The sequence below is a fragment of the Ruminococcus albus AD2013 genome, from assembly GCF_000526775.1.
In the GTDB taxonomy this organism is placed as follows: Bacteria; Bacillota; Clostridia; order Oscillospirales; family Ruminococcaceae; genus Hominimerdicola; species Hominimerdicola alba_A.
Genome location: NZ_JAGS01000001.1, coordinates 614984 through 628112 on the forward strand (window position 1 = coordinate 614984; position 13129 = coordinate 628112).

The following is a 13129-nucleotide window of genomic DNA, read 5'->3' on the forward strand; positions in this document are numbered from 1 at the left end:
AAATAATCACCTTGTAACCGATACGGTTTCTGAGACCTTATTATAAAAAAGACCCATCAAACATCATGTTCAGCTATGTCTAAGTGAGACTATTTGATAATCGATCGATTCGGCTGCCTAGTATACGTATTGAACAACCTATATTATTTTTTCATCCATCCCGGAATATATTCATCTTTGCCGCTCATATCGACTATCATGAATCTGGTATCCCCGAACTCCAAACGCAGCACAGCATAATCGCCAAAGGTCGTGAGCTTCTCAATGTTCCGGTCATTTGCAAAGCCGCCATACGAACGCCAGGCAAATCCAAGATCATCAATATTGTGACCTTTCAGCTTTTCAAGAGGATAATAGACCATAACATCTCCGTAGCGGGTCTCGAACCCCCACGGATCTGAAACGGGCGTGTCAATATATTCTCGCTCGTCATAAGCCGAATTGTAATCAGAGCCTCCCCATACGAAGCCCATATTGAAGAGTCCAAGATCCATCTTGGTGGGAGGAGACGTTTCCTCCGATTCCGGAAAGCCTCTGATTTCCACCGGAAGATAGGCATACTTAAACGCCCCGCAATCCTTCAGATCTATCGCGAGCTTCTTCTTTTCGCCGCTCAAATTGTCGATATGTTCGGTAATATATGGGACTGCATACTCGTATTTTAAGTTGCTTTCACCCGAACCAAGGAACTCCTGAAATTCATCAAGATGCTCCGCAGTGTCAAAAGCAGTCAGGCTGTATGTGAAATTCAGCTCAGACAATCTCTGATCGATATCCGAATCTTCAAGGGAGCTTTCAGCCACACACACGCTGATGCTTCCCTTACCGTTTTTCTTTATCATCTCAACCAAATTAGTACCGTCATAGTAATCTGAGAATCCGCCGTAAAGCGAGTTTCCGGTCTTCCACTCGTCATTATCGCCGAGCCATAGGTCAGAGATATAGGATTTCGGAAACTCCGCCTCTATCATGTCCTTGAATTCCGCACATATATCGTCAAACTGATATGAATCCTTGCATCTGATATTATCCCCATCAGAGGTATTCACCCAGACAGTAAACTTTCTACCGTCATATTCCGAAGAAAACTCATATACACTCTCTTCAAGCAGCCACTTTTGTCTCAGAGGGTACTCGCTCTCGTCGCTCATTGGTGCATCAAAGCCATATTTTGACTGCAAATATTCCTGTGCCTGAGCCGCCGCAGCATCATGCAGCTTCTTGGCTTCGGCTTTATTTTTGACTTCATTATATGTCTTGTACGAAAAGAACGCCGCCATAGCGCTAATCCCTACTGCGATCACTATTTTCCTTGCTTTCATTCTGTTCACCTGATTCATATTAAAATACTTGTGTGTTTCTTTCTGTTATATATTATACTACTTAATAGAACTTTTGTCTAGTATTTTCCATAATCATTTTCGTTAATGCCATTTTAGCTATCCTGTATGGATCGCCGTTTGGATGTATCCATTCACTCAGACTATCTTTACCTAGTATCAACGGCATTCGATCTTGAATACTTCTTACGGGAGTGACCGCTTCTCTTGTAAGCACGGTGAACATCGGTACCTGAACGCCTCTATGCTCTTCAAAACGGTATACCCCTTCGCTTTGATCCGATGACCCGCCAGCATACCATAAAGTATAAATTCAATCATGACCGTAAAGTTATGAAGTTCTCACTTTTTAATTATCACGCTGTCCGACATACGCATGGACCTTTCCTGATACTTTAAAAAAAGGCATTCACCAAACGATGAATGCCTTGTAGTTTATTCGCCTTGGAATTCAGCTCTGCTGAGAGTAATTCCTGTCATTTGTATCATACTTCAGGAAGAGTATCTGTCATTTTCAGAATATATTTTCTGACAGCCACAGCATCTGCCTCGGTTATGCCATCGCCATTGCCCGAACAATCAGCGTTTATTTTTCCCTGCTCAGTCAGCGTATACTTTGAAGGTGCTGACAATGTCTGCTTGATAAGTACGAAATCAGAAATATCCACTTCTCCGTCGCAGTTTGCATCACCATAAAGTACCTTTGGATTATCCTGAGTATTGCTCTCTGTTACGGGAGCCATGCTCGGTTCGGTATCACCCCACCAGTCCCATCGGTCAGCGGTACGGTATTTCTCCATATTTCCGCCTGCCGAAGTCCAGGTAAATACATTGTCGTAAAGATGCCCTTCGTTATAATAAAACTGTGCCATCGAACAGATCTCATCAGCATAGGTCTTGTATGCACCATCGTCCTCAGCCATGTAGCACCAGCCTGTATTAAAGCCCTTCAGGCTGTTCCTTATGACCTGATAGCCGTGCATTCCCTCTTCATTAATGCAGATCTCTGCAAAGTGGAGTATCTTTCTGATACCCATGTGATTTGAGATTATACAATCATAGAAATTGGATTCCGTGAAAGAATACTGATACATCTCAGGAACGTTGTCCTCGGGCATGAACTTGGGGTTGCAGTCTGCAAAAGCTGTAACAGCGGTCTGAAGAGTACCGTATGCATGGGCAGAGTTAACACCCCAGCCGTCTTCATAAGCTGTTTCATGGTCTGAGCCTATCTTGCCTTCACCCAGAGTGGATTCACGGGAACCAAGTCCAAGAAACAAAGCATACACCTTTTCACGCTCAGGCTGTCCAAGACGAGTGGAGATAAGTTCCCAGTGCTCATCTATCTCTTTATAGAGAGCGTACTTTACCTCCTGCACTGTCATATTATGGTTGATAGCTCGTATCTCAGCCGTTGAAGCGTTTGCGGGAGTATTCCTCTCCCCAAAGCCAAGGGGATTGCCAACTCCTTCCTTCTGTATATCACGGGAAGTATCGTGCAGAGGGTCGCAGGTACTTCCGGCACAATACCATTCGTCTGCAGAAGCAACGATAGAAGTATCCATATCACCTGCAGATATCGACATTGATGATACGATCATTGCAGCTGCGGTAATGACACCGAAAAATCGTTTTTTATTCATAATTATCACCTCATGTTTTGAGTCGTTTAACTGACACGGACAGACCTCCGTCAAAGCGAAATTGACGTCTGATCAAATTACCGTTATATATTATAACATATTCACCTGCAAATTTCAATATAATTTTATGAATTATGGTTATCTATCCGATATCCGTAGAAACATCATAAAAATCGTTTGCTGTCACAGATCTGTTTTGGTGTTCGAAGATATTTTGTATAACTTGCTGACCATGCAAAAAACAGACCATGTCTCAAATCGTTACCAAAGCTGTACTCTTTTAGACATGGTCTGTTTATTATATCATATTATATTATCCTTCACTTGTTAAGTAAAGATCCCGCAGTATTTATTAACTCTGTTTTCATACAGCTTAGTGAGCCGTTGTCGCTTCTTGAAAGCCTGAACTATATCAGGACAATTAAACAGCGCAGCGGACAAAAAGGCAGACCAAAGATAACTATCAAGGTAAACCCAATTATATTTTATGAATAATGTATGACAAGCGTTGACAAACGTAGACAAACGTTGACACAAGTTGTCAACATTTAAAAGCCCGATTTTACGCGGTTTGAGGGTCAAAACTCCTAAACGTTGAAATGATGACGGGGTGTATACGAAAATTGAAAAATGGTGACAAGTTCTATGGTAGCCATTTTAAGTAAATTTACCATATAATGGAATTAATGACTATATATTTTCATTTTTACACTTACCCCTGTCACGTTTTCAACGTTTGGGCAAAAGCCCCGAAACTTCGGGGAAAATAAGCGTTGAAAACCCTTTCAACGTTTTGTCAACATTGTCAACTTTTGTATTAGCGTGCTAAAGTGAAAGGGATCTATCCATGAAAAAAATACTCTCCGACCGTTTTTATCCCGATCGGAGAGTTTTTAGTTTCAGATTAATTATATAGCCGCATACATGATGTCACACGAATTATATGCTTATTACCTTACTGTGACTGTAATTGCATTCCTGATGGGGTCTGTGGTGTTCCACTTACCGTTCACTCTTGCCGCAACGGCTACCTTGTATGTCATGCCGGGAGTAAGGTTCTTGGGCGTTACGTAGCTGTTATTTGTGATATTGGATGTCTGAACTCTCCATTTGCCTGCCAGATATACAGCTATACCGTACTTATCAGCACCCTGTACCTTGTCCCATACGAACTGTATCTGATGATACTGAGAGTTGGTTATAGCTCTGACATTCCTGGGATATGTATCGGAAGACTGTGACTGCCTGGGAAGAACGAATGCTATGTAGTTCGCAGAAAGTCCCTGGGCACCATTCGTACCGAGTGTTACAGTGCTGTTTGCAGAGAAGTCCTTGCGGAAAACTGTGAGGACTACATCATTAGAGGTCGTCATGGTATCCGAAGTCTTAGTCCAGCTATTCAGCCAGTTAAGACCCTGATTGACACGGTCATCAACTGCAACGAAAACAGTTGAATCCTGATCAACAGCAAATGTTGCTTCGTCGTTTGCAAACATCTTGGAATCGCAGGCTGTTCTGATAGTCTCGGTATTTCTCAGGTAGGAAGGAATGCTGTTTACGGTGATATCTCTGTCGCCGTAGAATGGTGAGCCCACTGTGGTATCATAAACGATCGACCAGTCGTCTGCATTCTCATAGTCAGCAACTTTCAGGTCTCTTATGATCCTGCCCTGGATCGGATCGGGCTCGTTTACGATGATAGTTCCGCTTCCGTCACCAAAATCGCCGTCTACTGTAAAGTTATCGATGTACAGCGAAGAGGGAAGAGCCGAATTTGACTTGAACTCGATCTTGTTATCTCCTGCCTTGAGGTTGATCGTCTTTTCATATGTCTTCCAGTTGGAGTAGCCGTAGGTGTTTGAAAGGTGCATGGTCTCCTGCTTGGTGCCGTTGACGTAAAGGTCTACCTGATCGATGTCCGACTGAGAGGAATACCTCAGCTTCAGAGTGAACGCACCTGCCTTATCGGTATGTACGGTATCCTTGACAGCGGCATTGTAGTTCTTGCCGTATTTAAGGAAGCCCTGACCCTGAATACCTGTAACACCGCTGTTGCAGGCGTTGGTAACATTGCCCTCAACGTTCTTGACATCGAGGAATTCGCCCTCATACTGGCGGGTGCCTGTGTAGAATGCGGGCTTGGTTATGGGCTGTACAGATGCCTTATTGTAATTGGTCTTTCTGCCTGAGTTATTGCCTGTGCAGTTGATACGTATATCAACAGGACCGTTGTGCTTCACAACAAGGGTATATGTTCCGTTTGAATAGCTCTCGGTTATCTGGGAGCTTGTCTGGTTACGGCCTGTATCTTTAGCGGTATATGTTGGTCTGGAGTTGCAGCCGTTGACCTTGAAGGTATCGGTAACAAGAGTTGACTGTGCCTTGTTATCGAAGTTGTTTGCATAAACGTCAATGTGATCGCTGTACTCGTTGATTATCGCATTTCCGTAAGCGTTGAAGTTAGCATCAAAAGTAGAGCAGGTGTTGTATTGCAGATCAATAAGCACGCCCTGATTGCGGTTGAGCTTATCGTTGTTGTAAGTCACCCATGTGTTGTTATAGTGACCCGCATAGCAGGTGCCAGAGTATTCTGAAGGGAATTCTCTGTTGAATTCGTTCTGCTTGGCAGATATACTGCTCCAGCGGGAACCGAGCTGAGATTGTTTCAGCTGATACTTGAATGACTTAGCAGTGCTGTCTCTGAGACCGTAGGTGGTGGGTATAGTGGGGTAACGTCCCGTTGATTTATAGAGGTTCTTGTTATCCCAGAGATTGCCGTCATTAGGCATACGGTAAAGACCCTCGAACAGCGTCTGGTAGGTGCTGTACTTTGTGTTGTCACCGCCTGAGCTTACGTCCTGTATGATGATATACTTTGTGCGGTCGATGACTTCCTGACGGGTGGGTATGCGGTAAGTGCCGTCCACCATCTTTTCAAAGAAATTCAGAGTGGAATTTACATACTGATCTTTAGTGAACCAGTTACGGCAGGAATAACCTTCACTGTCCTTTACACCGCCCCATGTCTCGCCGAAATCATCGTTCCATACAAGCTCGGGACCATCAATTACGGTAGCACCGTTCATTATCATTCTCTCAGCGTGTATAGGCAGACCTGTTATCTGGCGGTACTGATTTTTTGTGGAAAGTGATGAGCCGTCGGAACCGAGGTCTGTCCAGCCTGTATCATCGTAGCGCACGCCGAAGCAGCCGCAGTAGCCCGAAAGGTACAGACCGAGTATCTGGGATTCAACGTCCTCGATCATACTCTCCTGTGTATACTTTTCTTCAAGCATCAGGTTCTGACCATACTTCTCGCAGGCATCACGCCACAGGCTGTTGGTCTTGAGCATTGCTATGGGATTCAGTCCCGCAGACCAGCGGTTTGCGCAGAAGTTGATGTTCAGATAACCGCCGTACTTGTTGCAGAGCTTCAGCAGGTGAGCAAAATGCTGATAACGCTGCTGGAATGTGCAGGGGTGATCCTGCGATGCAAAGCCCCAGAACTGCTCGGAATAGTTGAAGCCGATAAAGCTGGGATAATCACGGAAGAACTCGGCATATATAGTGTTCTCATAATCCTCGTCAGCGTGCTGTACATATCTGCCCTTGTTGGGTGAGTTAACGATGTTGTAATTGCTGTCGTAGTCAGGGAAATGACACTGACCGCCCGATGCAGGCTGTACCATGCACCATACACCCATATCCGAACAGGTCTTCAGCCACGATTTTGCGCACTCGTAGCCATCCTGTACCATCAGCCACTTGTGTTCGGTATTGCTCCAGTTTATCGAGAGGGAGATATTGAACACGCAGTAGGGTCTGATACTCTCGGGGATAGTTGCGATTATCTTTGCGGGGTCGGCATAATTCCATGTGTCGATGTGAACTATGAGCATAGGGCGCTCGGGGTCACATGGACGACGCATCGTTGCTGCTGCCTGTGCCGTTATGCTCACAGGTCTGACTGCCATCGGCAGCATACTGCCCACAGGTGATACCATCGTGCCGGCAAGCATCGCGCCTGACAGCAAAAAGGCACACAGTTTCTTGAATTTCATACTATTTCCTCCTTTGTGAAACGTTCTGACCGTACATCTTTACACCACAGGATGAACGATCTAAAATTGTTAAACGTTTTACTTTTGTAATTTCATTATAACTAATGCTGATAGCTATTTCAATGAAAAAAATACATATTTTATGGAGAAAACGTTCCTTGGCTTTAAAGTTTGCGGTACTTGTTTGGGGTATATCCCGTGAACTGTCTGAAAAGCCGCAGACAGTAGCCGTAGTCATCATATCCGCAGTGCTCTGCAATAGCGGAAAGATCCAAGTCGGTAGATATCAGCAGCCATATCATTTTCATCATGCGCTGACGAATTATATCCTGATGATAGGCTATGCCGAAGGTTTCTTTATATATCTTGCGGAAATGTCCTGCCGAGATAAGGTACTGGCTGCAAAGAGTTTCGGCTGAAAGTGGTTCTTCGTTTGTGCTGTACAGTCTGCTTCGTGCATTGATAAGCTGACGGTAATGGGGACGGCTATGCATCTCCTCAACAATTCTGACCTGAGTCATCAGTTCTTTCTCTGCTGTTTCCAGCAGTTCGGTAGAGCTGATATACTCTGTGCAAACAGATGCGATGCAGAACGAATCCATGCCGAAAAGTCCGATATACTTTTCGTTGTTGAGCATAAGAGAAGTTATGCGCTCATGCAAAAGTTCAACAGTTGTTTCTTTGTTATTCAGTCCTGCAACAGCATAGATGTTTTCCTCAAGTCTTGCAAGAACAAACTGAGATGTCAGGCTCTGCAAAGCAGCTGATATCTCCTGATGAACAGCTAACTCTGACTTCTTGTTTTTCAGCGACAGACTGTCACGGTCGATGGCAGTCTGCAGCAAAAGACAGAACACAGGCTGATGCATCTTGTCTTTGTCTATGAGTATATGAAGTTCGTGAGAAAAGCCTTTCCGATTCGGCAACCCTGTAAGTGTATCCTGATATTCCGAGAGGTTGCAGCAGTCCATAAGATACCGTATATCATTTTTCATGCGAAGTATCTCAAGGGCATTAGATACTGTTTTCATCCAGCTTCGGAAAATATGGTCATAAGTCGCGGGGATATCATACCGTGTGACAATAAACCCCAGCGGACGGTCACTGAAAAACAGCGGAGAACAGTAGTAAACCGCAGGAGTGTCGCAGTTCTCGGTAAGTGCTGAGATGTTCAGACAATTAAACGTTCTGCTCTGACCGTTGTCTGAGGCGTTGTAGATAGTATAACAGTTAATTGCGCTGTCATCGCTGACTCCATGATTCCAGTTGCGGTAAAGGCAGAGTTCGGCTCCGCCGATATTCGGCAGGAGATATTCCGAGCCGACGAACTTTCCGCAGAAATCCCTGATGGAATGTGCTTCGGTCAGCCTTTGTTCCAGCTGATTATACAGGTGGAGAAATTCATAGAAAGCTTTTGTCCTTGCGGCGCTGAGTTCGGTATCAAGGTCTGAAAGTTTTATACCGCAGGTACAGCTGTTTCCGCAGATGACTCTTCCTCTTGGCGGAACAAAATCACCGAATTCCCCTGTCCTGAACTTTTTTAGGAGCATTTCCGTAACTATTCTTCCGAGAGCTTCACGGTTGCGCTGGAACGTTGTAAGTATCGGCGTGTGCATATGACGTTCACGCACAAATTCATATCCCACAATTGTGAGGTTTTCGGGTACAGAGATACCATGCGCCGAAAAAACATCGAGTATACCGTAAGCCATGTGATCGTTTGCACATATCACAGCCTGCGGCATTTTACGTTCTCCCGAAATATAGGCTTTTGCAAGTTTCTCGCCCGATGGCATCCAGAAATCACCGAACATTACACGACTCTCATCAAATGGTATGCCGTGTTTTTCCAGTGTACGGCGGTAACCGTCTATGCGCAGGTGGGATACCGAATAATTCTGAAAACCCGTGAGCAGATCAATTTCAGTAAAACCGTGTACTGTTACAAGATGCTCCGTAAGGTCGGCTATATCATCTGCATCTGCGGTGTTCAGAGATATGCAGTGCTCCAGATCAAAGCCTTCAAAGTAAGAGCCGACAGCTATCTGCGGAACATCACCCCTGTTATTCATCAGCTGAGATATCTGTTTGCGGTGTGTAGGATTTATGAAGGCTTCCGTCACAAGAATAAGACCGCACAGGTCGGGAGATTCTGTCAGACGATAGATGTCATTCTCAGCCGCCAGCTGTTCATCATCATACTCGGGATCATATATATTTGATATCACCACAACGTCTGTATTATGCTGCCATGCCACAGGGATTATACCGCGGAGAAGTTCCCGCTGTTCGGTGTCAGCCGTTCTTGTCAGGATAACACCTATGATCTGCCTTTTCATAGTTTTCCACCTGCCATTCTGTCAGTGTATAGTTATTTGATATAATTATAGCACGATAGCTACAATGGTTCAAGTGTAAAAGCATAACAGTGAACTTAATTTTGTACCAAATGCAGTTCAATACTTTATAACCTTTGTTACTCTTTACAAAAAAAATAAAATATATTCATATATTTTACAATTAGCTTGCCATTTTGAATTTATCATGATATAATTATTAATATCGGACTAAAGAACCGGTTTGATAATTTATTGAAATCCTATGATTTACAGTAAACAAAAGGAGGAAGTATTAATGAATAATATTTTCACAAAGCGTACTGTTGCAGCTGCGCTGGCTGTTCTTTGTGTTGCGGGAACTGTTCCCTCAGGAATAGCTTCAAATGGCTTCTGGGGTATAAATGCTGTAACCGCGTATGCTGATGCAGGATCAGGTTATACTTCGATTGCAAATGTACATGAGGTCGCAACTCTTGATGAATTTCTTGAAGCTGCAAACAATGCAGATGACTGCGATATCATCAGGCTGACAGATTCTTTTGATCTCACTGGGGATCATACTATAAATAACAGCAATTCCTTCACAGTTGACTTTAATGGCAACACTATCTGGTATGATAGTATGGAAAAAGGTAATACGCAGAGCTATCTTTATCTCAATAATGCTGATACTCATATCACTTTCCTTGACAGCGGTCATAACGGCGGAATGTTCGCTGAAAATCCAAGAGTAGTACGTTTCATAAAAATCAGAAAGGGTACTGTCGAGATCCTTAGTGGTAATTATACAGGCGGCCTTGATATCTCAAGAACTGAATCAAACGATGCACATATCTATATCAAAGGCGGTTATTTCGATCTTCAGAATGATGACAATGACGGACCTTTTTACAGAAACGGTTCAGGACAGTATTTCCTTACAGGCGGCTACTTTACAGAACGCACTAATTTGAAGAAATATATTTCCGCCCCTGAAGAGGGTCATGAGTATTACGATATCAATGATGACACATACAGTTTTGGTATCCGCAAGACAGATGCTGTATCTATCAACTCCAAGTCATTAATGATCGAACCCATTGCCGATCAGAAATATACAGGCAGCAAGATCAAGCCCCCTGTAAAAATAAAGACATCTTCAGGAATTCTTAATGAGAATGTTGATTTCACCGTTTCCTATGATGAAAACATCGATGTGGGCACAGCTACGGTATATATCAACGGCATCGGCAACTTCTATGGTTCAACAACTGTTACATTCAATATCAAGGAGCTGCCTAAGTACGATATACCCACCGATATAAAAGCTCCTTTTGGCAGTACACTTGCCGATGTTGAACTGCCCAAGGCTGAAAACGGTACATGGAAATGGGAAAACAGCGATACTAAAGTCGGTGATGTTGGCACTAAAAAATTCAATGCGGTTTTTGTTCCCAATGATACCGAGCATTATCTGACAGTGGATGATATTGAAGTTCCTGTTACAGTTTATCATACCTATAAAAAGGTAGGTGCTGTTGAACCCACCTGCACAAATAACGGAAACATTTTATTCTATATCTGTTCCGATGGCAAGTACTACACCGATAATAAGGGTATAAATGAGGTCGCACCCGAAGACGTTGTTATACCTGCAAAGGGTCACACTTTCGATGATCCTGAGTGGACATGGTCTGATATGTCTTCAACTGCTGCCATCACCGCAAAGGCAACTTTCAAGTGCAAGGAATGCCGTTATTGTGATGTCTTAGATGCAAAAGTGACTGCCAGGATCGTTGATCCGACATATACAGCAAACGGCAGGTATGTGTATAACGCTGTTGTGAAATTCGACGGTAAAACATATACTGATACCATGGAAGTAGATATCCCGAAGCTGGAGCTTACTTATGTTGCTGAGGTCGAACCGACCTGTCTCAAGGATGGTCATATCAGTTACTGGTACGATGGGGTAAATAACAAGTATTTTGCTGATGCAAAGGGAGAAACTGAAATATCCAAGGAAAAGACTGTAATTGAAGCAACAGGTCATGATCTTGGAAAGCCTGTCTGGAAATGGAGCGAAGATCATTCGTCGGCAACACTGTCTTCGACCTGCTCTAAGTGCAACAGCGTGGTCGGTACAACTGCATTGATAAAATCTGTTACCACCGAACCTACTTATACTTCCGATGGTAAGATCGTTTACACTGCATCTGCTAAGTTAGAAGGCAAGGTCTATACCGATACTCAGGAAGTACGGATCCCTAAGCTGGTCTACAATGCACCTGAAATTACTTACGAACAGGGTTACGGTGCAGTCAAACTCAGCTGGAAAGAAATTGAGGGTGCTGATAAATATGCAATAGTAGCCTATATCAGCGGCAGATGGTCTATTATCGGTGAGAACAAGAGCACCAGCTTTGTTATTAATGATCTGAAAGAAGGTCAGGAGTACAAGGTAGCTGTTATTACCTACGCTTATGGTAACTGGGTAACTGATGTTTCTAACGCTATCGTTGTTTCTCCCAAGGTTACTACTACAAAATATCCTGCTGTAAAAAACATCGAATACAACGAGGAGTACCATCAGTTCAGACTCACCTGGACAAAGGTTAAGGATGCCGAAAAATACGGTGTAGCTGTTTACCTCGCAGGCAGATGGGTGATACTTGATCAGAATATCTCCGCATCTACTCCGTATTTTACTTCACCTAAGCTTAAAGCAGGTCAGACCTATAAAATGGTCATATGCGCTAAGGTAGGCGGCAAGTGGGGTACATCGGCACTTAACAGCAGAGCATTTACAGTTACTGTTAAGTGATAATTTCCTGCGGCGTATTACTAAAATATAAGGCTCCATAGCCTGAAATAAACAGAGCTCAGCGTACCAAAACACAGTATGCTGAGCTCTTGTTTTTGCACTAAAAATGCCTGTACCACAGGGAACAGGCATTCGATTTTTATTTTATGGTGTCTTCGTTTTCGACCACAGGAGGTATCTCGCCCTCGTTGGGTGAACCATCTGCATTGATGCTTCCCATATCCTCGTCCATTCCGAAGATATGCCAGTAACCGCCTGATCTTCCAACGTATATGAACAGCTTTGACTGCTGACTGCCCTTAGCCCCGCGGAATTCGATATTAGTTACGACCTCGCATACTTCACTGAGCTTAGGCGCAGAACCGTGCTGTTCCTTGTAAGCTGTCATATCATAATCATCCGGCGAAAGGGGAGTCATGTCCCCGAACTTAACAGTTATGCTGTACCCTGCGCCGTAGGTATCGGTGAATTCCTGATACAGCGCTTTCATGTATTCCTCTTTACTGAGCCCCGATGCCTGCCTGTCATCATCGTATTCCCGCTTTATCTCTTTCGGGAAGCATTTGACGAACTTGTCGTAATCCCCCTGAGATATGGCAGTAAAATACTGCTGTATGACCTCTTCCTTGGTATTTGAGAAAACTGCACCGCTCTTGTAAAGTGCGAATCCAAGCACGATCAAAGCCGCGATCACTACTACTATCAGAAAATGGACTTTAGCTTTCGGATCAGTCCTCTTTTGTACCTGCCCCTGCTTTTCTTCCTTAGCCCATTTTGCATACAGCTTCTTGTCCTCTTCCGTCTGCATACGCAGTGGCTTTTTTCTTGCTGCTTTTCTGTATTTTTTTACAGATTCTGCGACTTTAGCGGGCTTGCCGTAGCCGCATTTGTCGCAGTATTCTCCGCTGTAATAATGTCCGCATGACTTACAGATCTTTCCCAT

The 13129-nt window shown here is 43.9% G+C and carries 7 protein-coding genes; 1 reads left to right on the forward strand and 6 read right to left on the reverse strand.

What is annotated here, in order from left to right; all coding sequences use genetic code 11:
* Positions 1–143 precede the first annotated feature (143 nt).
* From N773_RS0102660 to N773_RS0102680, 5 genes are all read right to left on the reverse strand, one after another.
* Positions 144–1322 carry a hypothetical protein gene (locus N773_RS0102660; protein ID WP_024856317.1) on the reverse strand — a complete coding sequence of 393 codons (1179 nt, stop codon included), beginning with the start codon at positions 1320–1322 and terminating at the stop codon, positions 144–146.
* Positions 1323–1383: 61 nt separating this feature from the next.
* Entirely contained in the window at positions 1384–1653 is a 270-nt protein-coding gene (locus tag N773_RS0102665; protein WP_278245369.1) for an SOS response-associated peptidase family protein, read from the reverse strand.
* Between the two features lie 172 nt (positions 1654–1825).
* The gene (locus tag N773_RS0102670; protein ID WP_024856319.1) at positions 1826–2983 is read right to left on the reverse strand and encodes a dockerin type I repeat-containing protein; all 1158 of its coding nucleotides are present in this window, start codon (positions 2981–2983) and stop codon (positions 1826–1828) included.
* 950 nt (positions 2984–3933) lie between these two features.
* Positions 3934–7044, reverse strand: coding sequence for a glycoside hydrolase family 98 domain-containing protein (locus tag N773_RS0102675; RefSeq protein ID WP_024856320.1), 3111 nt, complete (start codon positions 7042–7044; stop codon positions 3934–3936).
* 164 nt (positions 7045–7208) lie between these two features.
* The gene (locus N773_RS0102680; protein WP_024856321.1) at positions 7209–9383 is read right to left on the reverse strand and encodes a substrate-binding domain-containing protein; all 2175 of its coding nucleotides are present in this window, start codon (positions 9381–9383) and stop codon (positions 7209–7211) included.
* Positions 9384–9678: 295 nt separating this feature from the next.
* On the opposite strand from N773_RS0102680, the gene N773_RS21025 reads away from it, so the two are divergent.
* Positions 9679–12186 (forward strand): hypothetical protein, encoded by a 2508-nt coding sequence (locus N773_RS21025; protein ID WP_024856322.1) that lies wholly within the window; start codon positions 9679–9681, stop codon positions 12184–12186.
* Between the two features lie 139 nt (positions 12187–12325).
* On the opposite strand, the gene N773_RS0102690 is transcribed toward N773_RS21025, so the two are convergent.
* Positions 12326–13129, reverse strand: coding sequence for a hypothetical protein (locus N773_RS0102690; protein WP_024856323.1), 804 nt, complete (start codon positions 13127–13129; stop codon positions 12326–12328).

Bases quoted from the DNA above. Each gene is read 5' to 3' on its own strand.
- N773_RS21025 (WP_024856322.1), top strand. From the start codon at position 9,679: ATGAATAATATTTTCACAAAGCGTACTGTTGCAGCTGCGCTGGCTGTT.
- N773_RS0102660 (WP_024856317.1), bottom strand. From the start codon at position 1,322: ATGAAAGCAAGGAAAATAGTGATCGCAGTAGGGATTAGCGCTATGGCG.
- N773_RS0102675 (WP_024856320.1), bottom strand. From the start codon at position 7,044: ATGAAATTCAAGAAACTGTGTGCCTTTTTGCTGTCAGGCGCGATGCTT.
- N773_RS0102690 (WP_024856323.1), bottom strand. From the start codon at position 13,129: ATGGGAAAGATCTGTAAGTCATGCGGACATTATTACAGCGGAGAATAC.
- N773_RS0102670 (WP_024856319.1), bottom strand. From the start codon at position 2,983: ATGAATAAAAAACGATTTTTCGGTGTCATTACCGCAGCTGCAATGATC.
- N773_RS0102680 (WP_024856321.1), bottom strand. From the start codon at position 9,383: ATGAAAAGGCAGATCATAGGTGTTATCCTGACAAGAACGGCTGACACC.